Origin of the sequence: Anaeromicrobium sp. (assembly GCF_025210435.1) — a bacterium.
Taxonomy (GTDB): domain Bacteria; phylum Bacillota; class Clostridia; order Peptostreptococcales; family Thermotaleaceae; genus Anaeromicrobium.
Map to the genome: position 1 here is coordinate 22,955 of NZ_JAOART010000023.1, position 22,327 is coordinate 45,281.

A 22,327-nucleotide genomic window follows, 5' to 3' on the forward strand; every position below is an offset into this window, starting at 1 on the left:
ATATATGTCTGACAGAAAAGACCCTATTAGAAATTTTAGATATAAAGTTTCAGTTGGTGGAGCTGAAGCTGGATTTAGTGAAGTAACAGGTTTTGAAATATCAATTGATACTATTGAGTATAGAGAAGGAGATGACCCAACTACTCCATATAAACTTCCAGGACTTTCTAAGTACAGTAACATTACCCTTAAACATGGTGTTACAGATGACATGGAATTATACAATTGGATTAAAGATTGTGTAGAGGGAAAAGTAGAAAGAAAGGTAGTTACAATAATAGCATTAGGAGAAGATGGAAGTCCCCTAGCTACTTGGGAAATAGTAGAAGCTTGGCCTGTTAAATACACGGCACCAGACTTTAATTCAACAGGTTCAGAAGTTGCAATTGAGTCTATGGAATTAGCACATGAAGGCTTAAAAAGAACTGCTTAAATCAAATATATAGTAACAGATAATTGGTTATATGTAAGCTTTATATTAAGGCAGTTAACTGTTATCTGTTACTTTAATATTATTTAAAAATATAAAGAGGAGGAGTATAAGATGACATTTCAAACGGAATATGAATTTACACTACCTAGAGGTTATGTGGATAAGGAAGGTAATCTTCATAAAAAGGGGATAATGAGACTTGCCACTGCAGCAGATGAAATAGTTCCTATGAGAGACCCTAGAGTACAACAAAATCCTAGTTATTTAACCATAGTACTTTTATCTAGAGTAATAACTAATTTAGGAACATTATCTAAGATAGATACGGGTGTGATTGAAAACTTATTTACAGTAGATTTAGGATATTTACAAGAACTATATAGTAGAATAAATCAATTGGAAAACCCAAATATTAGAGTTACATGTCCCCATTGTAGTGAGCGATTTGATGTGAGTATGGATTTTTTGGGGGAGAGCGTAGGATCGTAAGGTATCCTATAAAGAAATTGAGAGAAGAAATGGCTTTTATAGCCTATTATTTCCATTGGTCCCACAAGGAAATAATGGAATTAGAACATAGGGAGAGAAAAAAGTGGTGCGAAGAAATATCTAAAATAAATAGAAATGTAAACGGAGAAAAGGAAAAGAAAAATATATTTGATGTATTCTAAGTAAAAGATAGGTGATTATGTGGATAAAAAAAATATGCCCGTTGGAAGTTTTTCATTTGCCATAGAAATAGAAGGAATTCAAGAGGCAAGTTTTATGAAAGTATCTGCCATAGCACAGGAAGTAGAAGTTGAAACTTATGAAGAAGGTGGAATGAACCATTTTGTCCATCAACTACCTGTAAGAACTAAATACTCTAATGTGGTACTAGAAAGGGGAATGACTAATTCGACAGAGCTAATGAATTGGTTTAACCAAATAAAAGAGGGAATTATTATTAAGAAGAACTTCTCAATAATTCTATATGATCAAAGGGGAAATTCAGTAAGACGTTGGGATTTCTTTGGCGGATATCCAGTGAAGTGGGAAGCCTCAGATCTAGATGCCATGAGTAGCAATATGATGATTGAAAAAATAGAAATTACCCATGAGGGTATGAGGGAAAATAATTAGTAAAAAATTCTTAGATAGTAAAAGGTGGTGCCTGTGAAAAGAACATTAAAAAATATAGGAATGGATAACAAAAGCCTTTTATTAGGAAAGAGGAACTTTCTAAATCATATACTTAAAAAATATTATTTAAGTAAATATAGCATCGGATATTTAAATCTAAACCATAAATTAAATCCAGAATATGAATTTCTAGAAAATTATCAGTATGAAATTAATTGTCAGTTAGATATTTTAGAAGGGAATACAAAACATATACTAACTAACAATAATAACTTAAAAAAGTTTTTAAATAATATTAAGGTAGACAAGAATCTTGTAAAAAGAGTTGAAAATAATATATGGTTACAAGAGGAAAGAAAGAAAGAAAATAGCTATTATCATATAAGAAAAGAAATAAATGAACAAATATATAATGCTTTTAAAAAATATGAGGACCATATAAGTAACAACAATATTTATAATGATGAAAATATTAAAAATGTATATAAAGAATATTTTAATGAAAAAAAATTAAAAAATATATTTATTGAAAAGAACCTAATTAAAAATTTAAATAATCATATAGAAAATGAGATAATCAGAAATTTTAAAAATGAATATACAAAAGAAGAATGGATTAAAAATCACACAGAAAAAATTTTAACAGAACTTATAAAGTCTAATGAATTTCAGTATAACTTCCAAAATCATATAAAGACCATATTTAAACAGAGTAATAATATAGATGAGATTAATAGAAATATAAGTTCAAATATACAAAATCTAATAATAAATACTTTTAATGAAGGTAATGTTAAAAGTAACATAAGAAATTTATATGAAAATGAGATAGAAAAGAATATAAAAAATAATGAAGTCATTAAAAACATAAACACTATCTTAGATTCAAATATAGAAAATTTAATAATAAATACTTTTGATGAAAATCATGTTAAAAACAATATAGAAAAACTATATGAAAACCATATAGAAAATAATTTTAACCATAATCAAATTATAAAAAGCATAGATGATACTGTAGATTCAAATATAGAAAATACAATAAGAACTAGTATTCATGAAAATAATGTTACAAACAGTATAAAAAATCTGTATGAAAAGCATATAGAAAATAATGAAACTATAAAGAGCATAAATAATATAGCAAAAAATACTTTTAACGAAAATACAATAAAAAATCAAATAAAGAATATTTCAATAAGTAATGAAACTATAAATTATATAACTAAAACCATAAAATCAAATATACAAAATCAAATAATAAATACTTTTAGAAATATTATTTTTGAGAACAAAGTAGAAAATATATCAGACACTAGTCAGATTTTAAAATATATAACTGAAAATATAAGCTTAAACATAAAGAATATTTTAAATGAAAGCTTATATGAAAATAAAACATTAAACATATCTAAAGATGTGGATATGTTTAATTATATTAATAAAAATATAATGGATCATATAAACAGTCTAGTTATTAATGAGTTTAACGAAAACAACATAAAAGCCATATTTAACCTAGTTACTATAAAAGAATCAAATAAGGAAATAAAATCATATAAGATAACTTCCATAAAGAATGAAAGAAATTTCAATAGAGGAGATAATAACTGGTCAAATAGGACTGATAGATCCTTTAAAGGCATATATAATAGGGCTGAAATATTTAAATATGACATGTTTAATGAAAGGGTAAACTCACGGAACTGGGCCTTTTTTAAAAATGTATTTTTAGATAAAAAACATATAAATAATAAGAACTTTTATGAAAATATAAATACACAGGAAAAAGATATTCTTAATAAATATGACTATTTAACTAAGATTCATAATGAAAATATACTAGGTAATGAATATACAAATATAGTTAATAAATCCTATGAAGACTTGTTTTATTATTCCTTTATAGATAAGTATAATAAATTTAAAAGGGATACTAATAGAAATATTATTAGTAATATGGTAAATAAGAATAATTTAAGGACTCAAAGGATTGTTAATAGGATAATGAACAATACCATTAACATAAAGACTAAAAATAGTTCCTTATATACTTTTATTAATAAAGTAAACAAAAAAAATAGCATCATATCCGAGGAAAAATTAGAAGAAATAATAAATGAAAAGATAGTTTTGTTGAAAACTACTTTGAATAAAGAAGAAAAAGTTTATTTAGAAGAATATCCAGAACTAAAAAATTACCTTTATAAAAATATTAAAACCTATTTAAAGAAGAATGAAGAAAATCTAATAGAAGAAGAAACCATAAATAATGTTCTTATAGAAACATTAAAAGAAAACAAAAATATATTAACTAAAAACATAAGTTTTAATAGAGTTATAGATATATTAACTAAAAATCCAGACCTTAACATACAAAATAACCATATGAAGAAAGACATATCTTTCTTTAATAATAGGGAAAGTAAAGAAGAAATATTTCAAACAAATATAAATAAAAAAATATTAAACCAAGTAAATAACTTATTTAATATAAGTAATAATAATCTCACTAATACTAATTTTATAAATAATAATGAAAATAGAATTCATAAGATAAAGATTGATTCTAATATTAATAAATTTAAAAATAGCATATTTAATTCTTATAATAGTGAAATTATAAATACTCAATTTAAAAGGGATTTTATAAACTCTCATGTATCAATAATAAATAAAAAAAATAAATTAGAAGAAAATCATGAATCTGTAAATATAGAAAATCTAATAGATAAAAAAATATACAACCATGTTAAAAATAATGAAAACTTAATACTGATTAATGAATTACTTAAGAACCAGGAATCATATAATATCCATGGACTTAGGAAAAGGGATATTTTAAATTTAAAACAATACGAAAAGAATATAGTATTAAATGAAAATATTATAAAACCAAAGATTTTATATAAGAATATGAAATCTTTAATAAATAAGGATATTACTATAGACAATAGAATAGTTAATTTAAAGGAATCCATATCTAAGAGTATTGATAGATTATTGATTAGGGATAAAAAAATAATCCAATCCATAGAAAAAAATATAATAAATGAAGAAATAAAAAATGAGTATATAAAAAATTACACATCCATAATTAATAAAAAGAATAAAAGAGAAGATAAGGAATTACCAGAAGAAATTAACAGGATAATAAAAAGTAAAATAAAAACTCATATTAAAAACTCTATAAGTTCAAATAAGGATTATGAAAAAGAATCCCTATTAGATTTAAAAACTGTAGAAAAACACTTACAGAAAATTGTAACTACACATTTATATGAAAATAATATGGACACTTTAAATGAGTTTATGGATAAAAGGATAAAAATCCAAAATAGAAAGCAGGAAAATAAAAATAATAAATATTTAAACAACATAATGGTAAATAAGATTTTCAATGAAAAAAAATCATTTATCAATAACTATGTAAATTTAGTAAATAAGAAAAATGAAGATTTCATATCAAATAATTTCATAGATGAGTCCATAAGAAACGACATAAATGAAAGAATTAAAAGAAATGATTCCTTAATGAAAAAATATGAAATAACTACTAAAAATAAGCAAGTATATTTAAATCCAGATTTCATTAAAGCTACAGATAAAAATATATCAAATGAAGAAATAAATAAATATATAGATATAAAAAAATATATAACCCATAAGAAAAATAATATTCATGAAAATTTAAATATACTACAAAGTGAATCTAATCTATATGAAAATGAAATAAGAAGTTATGTGAAATTAGAAAACAAAAAATTAAAAAATAATATAAGTACATTGAATATATCTAATGAAAACAATCCCTTTTATAGAAACATAAATAGAAAATATGAAAAAGATCTATTAAAAATAAATAGGGGTTTACTTACTAAAAATCATATTCATAAAAACCTAATAGAAAAAAAAGATAAGGAGCAAATGAATTTAGTAAATATAAGTAAATCCTTTAAAGATGAAGAATATGGTACAAATGTAAACATAGTTTTTAAAAGGGACACAAAGGAAGAAGAACAGGTAATAAAGAAGGTAACTGAAGAAAATAGAAAGTTACAAAAAATATTAGAAGAGAAGATTGAAAAGATAACTAAAGAAAAAAGAGAAGTTATAAGCATACCTAGCATATCAGAGAAAGTATATAAAAACATAGAGAGAAAGCTTAAAAATGAAAGACAAAGAAGAGGGATGATATAGTATGCCAAATAAAAACTATAATAAAGCCAAAATCATAGTCATGGATAAGAATGAAAAGGAAATAAAAACCATTTCTGTGCTATTTAATCCCTCAGAATACTCCATAAGTAGTGCTAATAATATAAAAAGTCAAGATATAAAGGGCCTAGATGGTACAAGTGAACAATTCATAGGGGGAGCATCTCAAACCCTTAGTATGAAACTGTTTTTTGATACTTATACTATGAAAACTGATTCAAAGAAAGATTATAAGGATGTTAGAGATTTTACTAAAGAAATAAAGAATCTCATGAATATATACTCTGATGACCATACTCCACCCCTTTGTGCAGTAACTTGGGGATCATTGTATTTCAAAGGATATTTAGAAAGTTTAAATGAAAGATTTACCATGTTTTCTAATGAAGGAGTACCCTTAAGGGCCCATCTGGATGTAACCTTTAAAAAAGTAGAAACTGTAGAGGAGTTCTTAAAGGGGGCATCTTTTCAATCGGCAGATAGGACAAAGGCAAGAGTACTAAAGGAAGGGGAGCAACTTTGGACCATTGCAAGTAATGAATATGATGAGGCAGGAAACTGGAGACCTATAGCTAAGGCTAATAATATAGACAACCCTAGGAAAGTAAAACCTGGTACTAGTTTAATAGTGCCTTCACTGGAGTGATAATATGTCATTGAAATTAGACACAAAATCATATGATTTTCATTCACTAGAAAAAAAATATAGTGGGTTTAATGGTCCTGCTTTTAAAATTTTAATAGATGGAAAAGATGTGGTAAATAAGGAATATATGGCTATAGGAGAAATTTGTGTAGACAGCTCCATAGATAAGGCCGATGGATTTTACTTTACTGTAATAAATTCATATGAAATGGATAAAAGCTCCTTTAAATGGAGTGATAAATATTTCGTAGCAGGGAATAAGATTGAAATAAAATTTGGATATATAGATAAATTTGTAACTGTATTTGAGGGATATATAACTCGAGTTAAATACGAATTTTTGCAAGGGGAAGTGCCAAAGGTGGTCCTATCAGGAATGGATGCTTCATTTCTTATGATGAAGGGGAAAAAGAGTTTAATATGGACTAAAAAAAAGCATAGTGACATAGTTTCTGAAATTGGGAAAAAATACAAGTTAAAAACTAAAGTAGATGCCACTAGTATAAAATTTGAAACTATTATTCAAAATGGACAGACGGATTATGAGTTCATAAATTATTTGGCAGACCTAAATTCCTGTGAAGTATTTACTGTAGGCGGTACCCTATACTTTAGGAAACTAAATAGCAATAAATCTAGTGTTATTAATCTAGAGATGAATCGAACCCTAAAGGAATTTGAATATGCCCACGATATAGGAGATCAAATTAGCAGTGTAGTAGTAAGAGGATATAATTCTATGAAAGAAGAAATCCAAGCTACTGCCAAATCCATAGATAAATTAGGTAGTGGAAATAAGGATGGATTGAGCTTACTTAGAAATCTGGATAAGGAAAATACAGTTCACTATATATATGATCCTGTCATATCCCAAAAGGAAGCAGAAGATAGGGCAAAATCCCTTTTACTAAAGAAAAGCATGACCTTTGTAGAGGGAGAAGGATCTAGTGTGGGAATTCCTGAAATAATGGCTGGTAGATATATAACTATAAAGGGCCTTTGGGGAACTAAAGATAGACTCTTTTATGTGACTAATGTAAGTCATACATATGATCATAATGGATTTAACAGTCATTTTAAAGTGGGAGGAAATAACATATGAGTATATTTGATTTTGTACATAATCCTAACAAAACCAATGACCACAGAATATACGGTGTTACTGTAGGTGTTGTGACAAATAATAAGGACCCAGAAAAACTTGGAAGAGTTAAAATAAAACTTCCAACTAGACTTGGAGAAAAGGAAACGGATTGGGCAAGGATAGTCACTCCCATGGCTGGTAAAAAAATGGGAATGTTCTTTTTACCTGAGGTGGGAGATGAAGTGTTAGTAACCTTTAGGGAAGGAGATATGAGAGAACCCTATGTGATAGGATCCCTTTGGAATAATGAAGAAATACCTCCTGAGAATAATGAAGATGGAAAAAATAATATAAGAAAGATAAAATCTAGGGCTGGTCATGAGATTACTATTACTGATGATGACAGTGAGGGGTCCATTGAAATTAAAACTAAAAATGGAAATGCCATAAGGATACTAGATAAGGGGAATGGTAAAGTTGAGATAAATGATAAAAGTGGTGCTAATAAAATAACTATAGATGGTGATAAAAAGGCCGTATCAGTAGAAGGTGATGGTAAAATTCAGTTAAAGTCTAAGACCTGTACTATTAATGTGGATGGAAATGGCAGTGCCGTGGAAGTAAAGAGTAATACAAAGGTAGCCATAGAGTCCACCACAGTAGAAATAAAGGCAAAGGCCAATTTAAATATTAGCTCCGATGGCATGGTAAACATTAAAGGATCTATGGTGAAAATAAATTAATAGGGGGAAGTTTTATGGGTAAAGATTTTTTAGGAAGAGGATGGAAATTTCCTATCAAAGTGGATCCCTCTACAGGACGGATTATGACATCATCCTTTGAAGATGATATAAAAGAATCCATTGAGATAATCTTAAATACTTCAAAGGGCGAAAGAATAATGAGAAGTGACTTTGGATCTAAAATTAAGGATTTTGTATTTGAATCTACTGATGCTACTACAATAAACCTTTTAAAGAGAGAAGTTGAATATGCCATATTTAACTGGGAACCTAGAGTTAAGGATGTGGTAGTGGACATAAAAAAGGACACACATGATGGAACCAAGTTTTTTATAAATATAAGTTATATAGTGAGAAAAACTAACAATTTATTTAATCTAGTCTATCCATTTTATATAAACGAAGGTACTAAAGTGGAATAAATATAGATTTTTTGATTATAAACAAGCTTTATGCGGGCCTATTTCAGGAAACTATTGAAAATCTTTTCCACCCCAGTCCTTGTCACAAGCGAAAGTGTGAATCTTCGTAGATAGGTTCATGAGTCATGTTGGAGTATCATAGGATGTTGTGACGTTCCAGGGTTCCAAAAATTTTCAATAGTTTCCCTTATAGGTAAGTTACTATATAAAAGAATTTTAAAACCAAGAAATCTATATAAGAAGGTGGTAAAATGAAAGCTCCAATAATAGATGATAGAAAATTTAAAGATTTAATCCATGAGATGAAAGAGCTAGTCCCTTATTTTACTCCAGAATGGAAATTTTCACCTGAAGATCCAGATGTGGGAACAGCTCTTTTTATGGTTATAGCTCTTCAGCTCCAAGAAACTATAGATTTATTCAATAGATCTTTAGACAAAAACTTTTTGAGTTTTTTAAACTACATGAACATATGTTTAAAACCACCAAAGGCAGCTAAAGTACCCTTAGTATTTAACTTAAGTGAAGGGACTAAAAAATCCATACCTTTAAAAGCTGGTACTAGAGTATTTGGAAGAGATGATAAGGTAGATAAATTAGTGAGCTTTGAAACGGATACTTTAATGGAAATAACTCCAGCTAAAATATTAAGGACATTTTATACATGTGGAAAGAGAGATAGGATAGTCAAAATAGATGACCCATTAAAAGAAGACATATACTTTAACCCAAGTAGTGAAAACCTTCAAGAACATGCCATCTATATTAGTACGGAATATATACTAACCTGTTCAAAGCCTATGGAGTTTCAATTAATATTTGATTACCCCTTAACGGATATATGGCCTAAATTGGATTTGTTAGTACATGAGGAATATGTAAGTTGGATGTATTACTCTCAAGATGAGTGGATAGAATTTCATGAAGTAAAATTAAATAACAATATAATAAGTTTAGTAAAGGATAATGATTTACTTATAAGTAAAAATTCCTATGAAGATTCAAAATGGATAAAATGTGTAATAAAAGAAGAAAAAATAAAGTACTTTCAACAATTCTTTATAGATCGTATATATATGAGGAGTAGGCTAATTGGAAATAAGGGAGAAATAGAGCCTACAGGTCTTTATCTGAATGACAAGGCCATATCTAAGGAAGAATCCTATGCCTTTGGTGAATTTTTTAATGAACTAGATACTATTTTTATTAATTCAGATGATGTTTTATCAAAAAAGGGATCATATATAACCATATCCTTTGATCTAGAACTAATTCCTAACAAATTATCTAATAGGGATAAAAATGTAGATTGGAAATTAATAATGAAATCTTCTGAAATAAATAGATTAGAAGATCCAAAGGTATCTATACATACGGTGAAATGGTATTACTACAATGGAGTAAGATGGGAACCTATATTAGTAGATAAAAAGAATGAAAGGTTATTTTATTATTTAAATCATAATAAATGTGCCAAGATAAAATTTAAATGTCCAAAGGATATGGAACCAGTAGAAGTAAATGGAGAAGAAGGATACTTTATAAAAGTTGTAGTAGAAAGGGTAGAAAATTATGTTCATACAGATGGCATATATATGTCTCCTTTAATAAGAAATTTGAAAATGACCTATGATTATAAGGATAATTTACCTAAAATAGAAAAATTTATCTGTTATAACAATTTAGAAGAGGAAGATTATTATAATAAGCTAAATTCTAGCGGAGTTACCTTCTATCCATTTAAAGATTTAGGATATGAAGGAAATGCCTTATATTTATTATTGGACAAGGCCCTTTTAAATGGACCAATAAATCTTTTGTTCTTAATAGACAAAATAAATAATCAGTTCATATATGATAAAAAGATGAATTTTGAGTATTTATGTAAAAATAGGCACATGGAAGAATGGAAAAAGGCTAAAGTATATGATGAGACAAAGGCACTTACACAAAATGGCATAATAAGTATATCTTCATTAAATAATTTTGTTAAAAAGAAACTATTTAATGAAGAGGGCTACTGGATTAGATTATTGTTTAATGAAGACGATGAACTAATGAGATATGTAAAGGGAATCTATTTAAATGGAGTATGGGCTACTCAACAACTATCTATTAATGAAGAATATATAGATTTTACTGAGAGTACAAAGGACATTTATTTGTCAGAAACTCCCATCATAGATATGGAACTTTGGGTAAATGAAGTGGATTCCCTTAGTCAAAAGGAAATATCAGAAATACTTGAAAGAAAAGATATAAGCACTAAAATTACCTATGATTATTTAGGAACCCTAAAGGAATTATGGGTAAAATGGAAACCAGTTAAACATTTTTATCATGCATGTCCTGATGATAGAGTATACACTATAGATAGATTAACGGGTAATCTTTTATTTGGAGATGGAGTCCACGGTAAAATTCCTAGGATGGATTTAAATAAAAGCATATATGCTAATTATAAAGTTGGAGGAGGAATAATTGGCAATATGAAGGAAAATACCATAACCCAATTAGAGGAACCCATAGCTTTTATAGATAGGGTATTTAATCCAGATAAGGGATCATTAGGAGCTAATACGGAGTTATTAGAAGATGCCATAAGACGAGGCGTAAAAAGTATAAGACATAGGGGACAGGGAGTAACTATACAGGATATAGAGGATTTAACTAAAGATGTATCTAGTGAAATATACAAGGTTAAATGTATTAAAAATATAGATGATAATAGGGAGTCTAAAAAGGGAGATCTAAATCTCATAGTCCTTCTAAAGGACAAAATATTAGATGGCATGAGTTATACCCTTAAAGATAAAATAGAAGAGCATTTGGCAGAGGGCCTCCCCTGTAATCTATTAAGTGGCAAGAAATTATACATATGGGACCCGGAAATTGCGGAGATTAGTTTGAATGTTTCTTTAACAGTGAAAAAGAATCATGACAAGATAATAGTAAGGGAAAACTTAAATAATCTGTTAAAGAAGTTTTTAGATTATAAAGCTGGTAATTATGGCAATAGGGGTTGGGACATAGGAGAAATGCCTAGAGACACTGCCTTTTATAGCATATTATCAGAACAGGCTGGGGTACTCAATGTGGACAATATAAATATGAGTGTTTACATTGTAAATAAGTTTAATAAAAAAGAAATTTCCATAGAAGAGGCCCTTAACAAAAAAAATATTATTATAACATCTGGAGAACACAAATTTAACATCTACAGTATATAGATGTATTTAAGAGGTGAATAACATGTTGCCTTTAGAAAATTTAGATAAGAAAAATTTTAAAGAAATATTAAAAGAGTCGAGAAATCATATCCATAGATTTTCAAGTGAATGGACAGATGAAAATTATCATGACCCAGGTATGACATTACTTGAAATGTTTTCTTGGCTAACAGAAATGCAACGCTATTACTTAAATAGGGTAACAGATAAAAATTATAGTAAGTTTTTAAAAATTTATGGAATAGAACTAGAGAATGAAGCAGTGGCACAAACCCATGTTACTTTTACAGGTGTTAATAAGGATATGGTATTACCTAGGGGTACAAAACTTTTGGCAGAAGATCAAGTGTTTGAAACATGTAAGAAGTTAAACCTCACGTCTAATACAATAGAAAAGGTAATAACTTCTGTCCATAATGAAGAAATTGATAACACCCATTTAAGTTTCCATAAGAATATATTCTTTTATGCCTTTGGAGAAAAATTGAGAGTTGGAAATAAATTATATATAGGTTTTAGGGAAAAATTTGAAATGAATCAAGCTATAGAAATGTTCATTAGTATTTTTTCAAATTATCCTGTAGAACTAAATGGTAATAATAAATATAGCTATGGAACAAGGGGCAGTTGGTATACATATACTACTGAAAATAAGTGGCAAAAAATAAGCATATTAACGGATACTACGGACCTCTTTTGTAAAACGGGAATAATATCATTAAAGATGGATAGACATATGAAAAGAAACAATATAGATATGAGTTTTGAGTCATCCTATTGGATAATGTTTCAAGTTGAAGACTTTGGTGCCCATGTATCACCTAGAATAGAAACAATAAAACTAAATACTACTAGGGCTACAAATGTAGATAATAAGTGTAGTATAACCCACATAAAAAATAACAAAAGGGAAACAATTCTTCATGATTATATAAGTATTTATGGAACTAATATAATCCAATATGAAAGGGATGGATATTGGATAGACATGGAAGAGTCCCTTTATAAGATAATATATGAAAGGGAAAAGGGAATAAGCAAACTATATTTAGATGATACTTATGAAAATTTAAGAATAATATCCTATGAAGAAAAATTTAAATATATGAAAACAATAGGTTCTGGAAATGGTCTTCCAAATCAAAGGATAGTTTTAAAATTGGACAAGGTAAGGCCTCAATCTTTAGTTATTCAAGTAGGTCAATTAACTAGGGAAGGAATGAAATGGACAGATTTTACTTATGTTGATAATTTAATTTCCTCAGGACCCTATGATAATCATTTTATGTGTGATTTTGAAAATGAAATGATTGTCTTTGGAAATGGAGAAAAGGGTCATATACCAGAAGATGGACATGACAATATAAGGGTCATATGTCTATCTAAGTCCAATCGGGAAAGAGGAAATGTAAAAGAGGGTGAAATAAAGGAATTTGTACATGAAACAGAAGAATTCAAACATTTAGGTATAAAAAACATAGATCATGGTCAAGGGGGAAAATCTCCAATGACTATTGATGAAGGTAAAAAGGCCGTAATAGATGATTTTGAGAGGATACATAGGGCTGTTAGTGTAAGGGACTATGAGAAATTAGTAAGGGAAATACCAGGTATAAGGGTAGGTTTAGCCCGTGCCATACCTAGTGAGGAAAATACAGTTAATATAGTAGTAGTACCTTATACGGGGGGGAAAAACCCTATGCCCGATAAAAAATTATTAAATATAGTAAAGGACTATTTAGAGGATTACAGACTAATAACTACTAATGTGGTACCCATAGAACCGTCATATGTGGAAATTTTTGTAAAGTGCATAATTTCAACGGAAAATAATAACAAATTCAATAAAATAGAATTTGAAAAAAGAATAAAAAAATATTTATCTCCTATTACCCCTGATGAAATACGTAAAGATTATAAGATAGGTTCTCCCTTATATAAAAGTGAAATACTTAAAATTATAAATGAATTTCAAGGTGTAAAATATGTGAAAAAGTTATGGATAGATGGTAAGGGAATAGGTATAGAAAGGGATAAAAATGGCAACATACACATGGATAAAAACGGGATATATTTCTGTGGTCATGTGGATGTAGAACTAATAGATTAGGTCTATAGATTTCTGGTGTATAAACTTGCTTTATGTGAGCCTATTTCAGGAAAATATATTGAAAATCTTTTCCACCCAAGTCCTTGTCACAAGCGAAAGTGTGAATCTTCGTAGATAGGTTCACGTGTCATGTTGGAGTAGCATAGGATGTTGTGACGTTCCAGGGTTCCAAAAATTTTCAATATATTTTCCCTTATAGGCAAGTTACTGTATAAAGAAAGTTTAGTGTTACAAAATCTATATTTTAAGGAGGTGGGAATGTTGTATAAGGACCCAGAATTTATTTCCATAATAAAAGAGGAGGATTTTAAAAGAGGCCTATTTAAGAATATTATTTATGAAGATGGATTGAAAGTTATGCAGGTGAATAAATATGCTCTTAGCCATACGGTGGATATGTACGAAAAGGCAAATATGGGAGAAATAATAAATTATACCTCTGAAGATTATGGAATAATTTATTTTATAGATAATAAGGGGCAGCTATGGGAGTATGACATATTAACAGATAAACTAGAACTTATGTATGAAATAGATGAATTTAAATATATTATAGATTTTAGATTAGATAACAATAAAATATATGGACTTTTCAAAGATCATAATTATTACACCAAATCCTTTTGTCTAGGAACAGGGCAAATTTTGAGGGAGATTAGGACTAATATAGATGAAATAGAAGATTATACTATGGATTATGAAGGAAATAGCATATTGTTAAAGGCTAATTTGAATTTGATAAAATTATCAATTAAAAATAATCAAATAGAAGAATTTTCTTTAAAAGGTATTTTAGAGCCCCTAGATAATAATAGAAAATATATTATGGCAATGGGTAAAGACGAAACAATAGCCATAGGATGTAAATTAAATGGAGTAGTAAAAGTCATATCATTAAAAGAACTTTCTAATAAAAATTTTAGTGAGGCTTTATTAAAAGAGTTTAAAGTGAATAAAATAATGTGTATGGCCACAGATAGAAATGGATATTTCCATATAAACCATGAAAAAAACGGACAATTCTGTATAGAGAAAATAAAAGACTATGAGAAATTAGAACAGGTATTTTATTTAAAATTAAAATCTAAGGATATGGTATTTGATAAAAGGGATAGGTTGTATTTAAGAAGTATAGATGATGTATTTTACATTATAAAGAAAAAATTATCTATAAGGTCCATAAATAATTATAGGAGAAATTCTGGAATATATTACTCCCCCATACTAGATAGTCAAAAGGAAAATATGAAATGGCATAAGATTTTAATAGATGCTCATATTCCAATGGATACACAAATAAGGATTAGATACTATGCCTTTGATCATAGGAATATCCCTTGGGCAGATAAGTCCTATGATATGGAATATTTCATTCATAATGAAAGTATTTCCATGGAAGAAAAGGAAAATTATTTTGAAAAACTTTGGCAGGGAGAAATAGTAAATCCAAAGGAAGCTTTATTTCATAGGGCTAGAGGTAGGTATATCCTTATGAGAATAGAGTTAAATGGCAGAGCGTTGCATACTCCTTTAATGAAAAAAATTAGGGCATATTTTGGAACGTCTTCCTATACAAAATATCTTCCAGAAATATATGAAAGTACTTCTGATGAGGATGACTTTTTAGAAAGATATTTATCTATACTTGAAAGCTTTTACATGGACATAGAAGAAAAAATAGATTATGTTTCTAATTATTTTCATGTGGATACGACTCCACCTAAGTTTTTAAGATGGTTATGTAAATGGATCGGAATGGACATATATCAAACGTGGGAAGATAATAAACTTAGAAAGCTTATTAAAAGGGCTCCCTACTTATATAGAAAAAGAGGAACAAAAAAAGCTATTGAGGATATATTAGAAATTTATTTAGGACACAAACCCATAATTGTTGAAAACTTTTTAATTAACAAAGGGGAAGAAAATATAGAATTGAAAAAAGTAATGGGGAATTTATATGAAAATAACCCATATAGTTACACAGTACTCATAAATTCAGAGGAAGATTTAAATCAAGAAGAGGTAGAATGGATTGACAAAATTTTAAAAAATGAATCTCCAGCATTTTCAAAGTACAATTTCATAATCTTAAAACCATGGATATTTTTAGATAAACATAGTTATGTGGGCTTGAATTCGTCCATATCAGGATATACTTATTTGAAGCTAGATGGAAAATCTATGCTGCCATACAATGCTGTTTTAATGGATAAGGATAGGGAAAATCAATTAGATGGATACACAAGATTAAATATAAATGGAAACTTAGATTAATAAGGGGGCATTTGTGCATGAGCAATTTTAAAATATACCCATTTCAAAAGAATAAATACTTTTATGGGAAATTATTAACTGTCAGGGACTTTGAGTTAGAGCAAAAATTTAATGATGAGAAAAGATATATGTTAAATAGGCTTCTTTATGGAAGTGGAATTGTATCTGGTCTAAAGGTAGTTATGATTGATGAACAGACCATATCCATAGAACCGGGTATAGCCATTGATCAATTAGGACGTGAGATTGTGGTCCCATCTCCTATTACTCAAAAGTTGTCCTTAATAAATGGTTTTGACAACAATAATTATTCTAAATCCTTATATCTTTGCTTAGGATACAAAGAATCAGGAAAAGAAAGGGTACATGCTGTTGCAGGAGGATTAGGAGAGTCACAGGAAATAAATCAATATAACAGAGTTCAAGAAGGTTATGAAGTATTAATCAAGGAAAAGGTAGAAGACTCCTATTTAAAAAAGAATATAGATATAAGTTATAAAAGTTTTATTGTATATGAAAACTCTGAGGTAATAGTTAAGATGAAACACCCATCTTTCCTTAATCCAGGGGAAGTATTTGAAGTATATACTATAATTGAAAAAAAGAGAAAAAATATAAAAGTAGATTTAGATTTCAAAGTAAACTCTTTAGGAGCTAAGTCAGTAGATGAAACGGATGAGGATGGATTTAAGGTACATTTTAAGGAACTAATAGATGGGAATAATATGTTTTATCAGATTAAATCCTTAGTAATAGCTAATAATAAGATAGGAGATGAATGGTCCTTTCAAATTCCAAAGGAAGAGTTTATCATAAAAATAGAGAATGAAAAGGATACAATTGGAGAAGATTTAAAATCCCTATTTTCAATTACAGAGGAAAACAAAAAGGAAAGACTATTAAAAGAATATAATGACCATACTATTGATCATACCATAGATAGGGGAAGTTTCGATTACATATATTTAGGTAAAATTGATATTATTCATGTGGGATCTACTTATCTAATAAAAAAAATAATTCATGTTCCATTTAATCAATATATATACAATAATAATCAAATTAAGAATTTAGCCATGATAAATAGTGATTCTGCAGCCTTTAATATAAGTACAGATGTTAAAACGGACATAGTAGATTGTAATGAAACTCCAGATGTGAATATAAACTACAATCATAAATTAAATCAATTTAAATTTGATTTTAAAATGCCTAGAAATCAATTGATATTTGAAAACATAGTAACCGGAACTGTGGATATTCAAATAAATGATAATTTTAAATTTGGTAAAAATATGGTGAGTGAAGAAATATATCATGGATTAGGATTAGGGCCTGTATATATTCATGCGGGCATTGAGGAAGGATACGAAGATAATATATCAGATGAAGAAAGGATTTATTACGGAGCATCAGAAGTCTTTTATAAGACTCAATTTGAATCTGATGCAACCACTTATTCATTAGGAACCCTTGTATATCCCAAAAAGGGATCTTTTAGGATTGGAATTAGACTTCAATCGGCAAAAAGAGGTAAGACTATACGACTTAGATGGTGGGCATATAAAAACTTATCTGCCATAGATCAAAAGAAACATGTGAAAGTAATCATAAACCCATCTGAAATACTACTAGATAAGGGCCAATTATTCCAATTCTCTGGAATTGTACATGGAAATGAAGGTGATGATCTAGTCTGGAGTATAGAAGATGAAAATGGAGGAACTATAGATGAATTTGGACTATATACTGCACCAGAAGTGGAGGGTATATATAAAATCAAAGCTGTAAGTAAAAGTGATTCTACTAAGTTTGCATATGGTATAGTAACTGTAAAGGGTGAAAGTAAATTTAAAGGAACCTTAGATAAAATAAAGATATAAAGAATAGTAGTTATAGATTTCTGGTGTATAAACTTGCTTTATGTGGGCCTATTTCAGGAAACTATTGAAAATCTTTTCCACCCAAGTCCTTGTCACAAGCGAAAGTGTGAATCTTCGTATATAGGTTCATGAGTCATGCTGGAGTAGCATAGGATGTTGTGACGTTCCAGGGTTCCAAAGATTTTCAATCGTTTCCCTTATAGGCAAGTTACTGTATAAAGAAAGCTTAGTGTTCATAAATCTATATAGATTTATCAACTGAAAAATTTTTTTATACAATAATTTTATATTATATTTTTGGTAACAGGTTATAGGTGACTGGTGGTGGAAAAAGGAATATTGAAATCTTTTTCTGTTACCAGTTCCCTGTCACCTGTCACCAATTTTTATGTGAGCTTATTTCAGGAAAATATATTGAAAATTTTTATCCGCTAGGAAAAGGTTTTATTTCACATGGACACACAGGTGTATTCATACTAAAAACTAATATTGAAAAATAAAATATAAAAAAAACTTAAAAATATATTGACAATTGAAGGAAAACTTTATAGAATATATATCATGAAATGGAAAAAAACACCGAAATTTTAAAAGCTGTGACGGAGAGAAAAATACATAAGTCTTGTCTACAGAGAGTCAATGGTTGCTGGAAATTGACGTCAAGATCGTATATAATAATCACTCCTAAGCTACCATGCCGAAAGTTAGTTCAATTAAGTGTGGTCGGTTGTCACCGTTATATGACTAGGGTTCGAGAAATCTGACCTGATTTTGAGATGCAACTTTTGTTGTAAAATAGGGTGGTACCGCGAGTAATATCTTTCGCCCCTATGCTATGTGTATTAGCTTAGGGATGAAAGATTTTTTTATTACCAAAAAAACATATGAATCTCAGACATTTATAAAAATGAACATTCATATGTCAGAAAAAAGAACTTATTCTGAATTTTAAGAAACATCAGACAACAAGGAGGATTTAGTATGAACAGTGATGGAAGAGAGCAGTGGGGGTCTAAAATAGGATTCTTACTAGCAGCAGCAGGATCTGCCGTTGGTCTAGGCAACTTATGGAAGTTCCCTTATATGGCAGGGAAAAATGGTGGTGGAGTATTCGTAGTTGTATACTTAGGAATACTTATAACCCTTGGATTTACTTTAATGGCAGGAGAATTAACACTTGGTAGATTTACACAATTAAATGCCATTGGTGCTTATAGAAAAATAAGCAAAAAGCTTACTTGGGTTGGAGCTATAGGAGTATTTACAGCATTTTTAATTTTATCTTTTTACAGCGTTATAGGTGGATGGGTTATTAACTATATTATAAAGACTTGTACTGGAGCTTTAAATACTTCAGACTCGGCAGCCCTTGGAGATATGTTTGGTCAAATGATTTCTGATCCGGTTATGCCTATTGTATTCCACGGAGTATTTATGATTGCTACACTGGTAATAGTATTAGGTGGAATTGGAGAGGGGATAGAAAAGGCAAGTAAAGTAATGATGCCAGCCCTATTGGTTATGATTGTTGCATTAGCTATTCGTTCTGTAACATTACCAGGAGCTGAAGCAGGACTTGAGTTTTTCTTGAAACCTGATTTTAGCAAATTAAATGGTGCTTTAGTATTAGATGCATTAGGACAAGTATTCTTCTCGTTGAGTTTAGGAATGGGAATCATAATTACCTACGGAAGTTACTTACCTAAGGAGGAGAATATACCACAAAGTGCAGTATATATTCCCCTTATAGATACGGCTGTAGCATTACTTGCAGGATTTGCCATCCTACCAGCAGTATTTGCGTTAGGATTTGAACCAACAGCAGGACCAGGACTTATGTTTATAACATTACCAGCAGTATTTGCAAAGATGCCATTTGGAACTTTCTTTGGACTATTATTCTTTGTATTAGTATTATTAGCAGCCTTAACATCATCTATTTCATTACTAGAAGTATGTGTATCATATGTAGTTGATGAATGGGGATGGGATAGAAAGAAGACTACTTTAACATTAGGTTTTGTAATATTTGCAGTTGGAGTACCTGCATCATTATCCTTAGGACCATGGGCAGACGTAAAGATATTTGGTAAAGGATTCTTTGACCTATATGATTATGTAACACAAAATATATTCCTACCACTTGGTGGACTTATGTCGTGTATAACTATTGGTTGGGTATGGGGTGTTGATAACGCCATTAAGGAAGCTACTAATAATGGCAAAGTTAAGTTTGCACTAGGTAAACTTTGGGGATTCCTAATCAAATATATAGCACCTTTAGCAATAGGTAAAGTATTCTACGATTCGTTTATAGTTACATTATTTTAAATAGAGATTTTAATATAAGGGAGAGTGTCTCAGAAAAAGAGATCCTCTCTTATTTTTTTTATAAATATGATATAATATGTTGAAAATAAAATAAGGCGTATTTACTTGAGAGGAAGAATAAAATGATTAGAATAAATGAAATAAGACTTACTATAGATGAAGACATTAAATTATTAAAGAAAAAGATATCTAAAAAATTGAGAGTTAATATGGATCATATAAAAGAATATCATATATACAGACAATCTATAGATGCTAGGAAAAGGGATAATTTATACTTTGTATATACAATAGATGTGGAAGTTGAAAATGAAGATAAAATATTAAAGAAAATAAAGGGAATCAATAAATCACCAAATTTAGAATATATTCAAGTCCAGGAAGGTGAAGATGAATTAAAAAATTCACCTATAATAATAGGAAGTGGTCCTGCTGGAATGTTTTGTGGTCTACTATTAGCTCATAGGGGATATAATCCAATCATATTAGAACGTGGAGAAGATGTGGATGAAAGGACAAAAACTATAGATAACCTATGGAATAATAATAAATTAAATATTGAATCTAATGTGCAGTTTGGAGAAGGTGGAGCAGGGACTTTCTCTGATGGAAAACTTACTACGAGAATAAAGGATAAGAGATGTAGAAAGGTTTTAGAGGAATTTGTGAAAGCTGGAGCACCAGAAGAAATAATGTATTTACATAAACCTCATATAGGAACAGATATACTAAAAGATGTGGTTAAGAATATGAGAAACTCCATAATAGAACATGGAGGACAAGTAAGATTTAATGCTAAAGTAACAGATATATTAATAGAAGATAAAAAGGTAGTAGGAGTACAAGTCAATAATAAGGAAAAGATAGGATCGGATATTGTCATATTAGGAGTAGGTCATAGTGCTAGGGATACTTATAAGGTTCTTTATGATAATGGGGTTAAGATTGAGCAAAAGGCCTTTTCCGTAGGAGTTAGAATAGAACATCCTCAAGAACTAATAAATGAATCCCAATACAAAAAATTTAAAGACCATCCAAGACTAGGGGCAGCTGACTATAGGTTAACCCATAAGACAAAAGATGATAGGGGAGTATACACATTTTGTATGTGCCCAGGTGGTGTAGTGGTAGCTGCAGCATCAGAGGAAAATATGGTGGTTACAAATGGCATGAGTGAATATAAAAGAGACAAAGAAAATGCCAACAGTGCTTTATTAGTTCAAGTGATGGAATCAGACTTTGGAAGTGATCATCCTCTAGGGGGAGTAGAATTCCAAAGGAAGTGGGAAGCTAAAGCCTTTAAAGTAGGTGGAGGTAATTATCACGCACCGGCCCAATTAGTGGAAGACTTTTTGTTAGATAGACCATCTGAGGGTCCAGGAAAGGTAACTCCATCTTATAGACCAGGGGTAACATGGACAAATTTAAATGAGTGTTTACCTGATTTTGTGGTAAATTCATTAAAGAATGCTTTAATGGAAATGGATAAGAAACTTAAAGGTTTTGGACTTAAGGATGCAGTTATGACAGCTATTGAAACGAGAAGTTCAGCACCCGTTAGAATACTAAGAGATCCGAAAGAATTAGAAAGTGTAAATGTTAAAGGCCTATATCCCATAGGAGAAGGTAGTGGATATGCAGGTGGTATAGTTTCAGCAGCAGTAGATGGAATTAAGGCAGCTGAATCTATTATAAGTAAATATAAAGGAACAGTTTAATAATGTAAGAGATATATTTCGTAATAATAAACTTGCTTTATGTGAGCCTATTTCAGGAAAATATATTGAAAATTTTTTCCTTTATAGGCAAATTACTGTATAAAACGAAT

The 22,327-nt window shown here is 29.3% G+C and carries 15 protein-coding genes and 1 other annotated feature; all 15 genes read left to right on the plus strand.

The features are described 5' to 3' along the window. The first annotated feature begins 4 nt into the window (after window positions 1-4). Entirely contained in the window at window positions 5-433 is a 429-nt protein-coding gene (locus tag N4A57_RS02380) for a phage tail protein (protein ID WP_293655860.1), read from the plus strand. A gap of 111 nt (window positions 434-544) precedes the next feature. Then, window positions 545-922: a phage tail assembly protein gene (locus N4A57_RS02385; protein ID WP_293655862.1), complete on the plus strand. Its 378-nt coding sequence runs from the start codon at window positions 545-547 to the stop codon at window positions 920-922. A gap of 17 nt (window positions 923-939) precedes the next feature. After that, on the plus strand, window positions 940-1,104 hold the full coding sequence (locus N4A57_RS02390) for a DUF6760 family protein (protein ID WP_293655863.1): 165 nt from the start codon (window positions 940-942) through the stop codon (window positions 1,102-1,104). Between the two features lie 19 nt (window positions 1,105-1,123). Continuing rightward, window positions 1,124-1,555: a phage tail protein gene (locus N4A57_RS02395; RefSeq protein WP_293655865.1), complete on the plus strand. Its 432-nt coding sequence runs from the start codon at window positions 1,124-1,126 to the stop codon at window positions 1,553-1,555. 33 nt (window positions 1,556-1,588) lie between these two features. Then, window positions 1,589-5,755, plus strand: a complete 4,167-nt coding sequence (locus tag N4A57_RS02400; RefSeq protein WP_293655867.1) for a hypothetical protein — start codon at window positions 1,589-1,591, stop codon at window positions 5,753-5,755. A 1-nt stretch (window position 5,756) separates the two neighbouring features. Continuing rightward, entirely contained in the window at window positions 5,757-6,419 is a 663-nt protein-coding gene (locus tag N4A57_RS02405; protein ID WP_293655869.1) for a CIS tube protein, read from the plus strand. Window positions 6,420-6,423: 4 nt separating this feature from the next. Then, window positions 6,424-7,521 (plus strand): phage late control D family protein, encoded by a 1,098-nt coding sequence (locus N4A57_RS02410; protein WP_293655871.1) that lies wholly within the window; start codon window positions 6,424-6,426, stop codon window positions 7,519-7,521. Further along, window positions 7,518-8,246 (plus strand): phage baseplate assembly protein V, encoded by a 729-nt coding sequence (locus tag N4A57_RS02415; protein WP_293655873.1) that lies wholly within the window; start codon window positions 7,518-7,520, stop codon window positions 8,244-8,246. Before N4A57_RS02410 ends, N4A57_RS02415 begins: the two co-directional genes overlap by 4 nt. Before the next feature lie 14 nt (window positions 8,247-8,260). Next, window positions 8,261-8,668: a GPW/gp25 family protein gene (locus N4A57_RS02420; protein WP_293655875.1), complete on the plus strand. Its 408-nt coding sequence runs from the start codon at window positions 8,261-8,263 to the stop codon at window positions 8,666-8,668. Between the two features lie 251 nt (window positions 8,669-8,919). Continuing rightward, entirely contained in the window at window positions 8,920-11,898 is a 2,979-nt protein-coding gene (locus tag N4A57_RS02425) for a baseplate J/gp47 family protein (protein WP_293655877.1), read from the plus strand. A gap of 22 nt (window positions 11,899-11,920) precedes the next feature. Further along, window positions 11,921-14,008, plus strand: a complete 2,088-nt coding sequence (locus N4A57_RS02430; RefSeq protein ID WP_293655878.1) for a baseplate J/gp47 family protein — start codon at window positions 11,921-11,923, stop codon at window positions 14,006-14,008. 258 nt (window positions 14,009-14,266) lie between these two features. Beyond that, window positions 14,267-16,285 (plus strand): phage tail protein, encoded by a 2,019-nt coding sequence (locus N4A57_RS02435; protein ID WP_293655879.1) that lies wholly within the window; start codon window positions 14,267-14,269, stop codon window positions 16,283-16,285. 17 nt (window positions 16,286-16,302) lie between these two features. Further along, window positions 16,303-18,168, plus strand: coding sequence for a hypothetical protein (locus tag N4A57_RS02440; protein WP_293655881.1), 1,866 nt, complete (start codon window positions 16,303-16,305; stop codon window positions 18,166-18,168). 587 nt (window positions 18,169-18,755) lie between these two features. Beyond that, window positions 18,756-19,001: a binding site (T-box leader), on the plus strand. Between the two features lie 148 nt (window positions 19,002-19,149). Then, complete coding sequence (locus N4A57_RS02445; protein ID WP_293655882.1) at window positions 19,150-20,499, plus strand: sodium-dependent transporter; 1,350 nt, start codon at window positions 19,150-19,152, stop codon at window positions 20,497-20,499. 122 nt (window positions 20,500-20,621) lie between these two features. Further along, on the plus strand, window positions 20,622-22,217 hold the full coding sequence (locus N4A57_RS02450) for an NAD(P)/FAD-dependent oxidoreductase (RefSeq protein WP_293655884.1): 1,596 nt from the start codon (window positions 20,622-20,624) through the stop codon (window positions 22,215-22,217). Window positions 22,218-22,327: the final 110 nt, after the last annotated feature.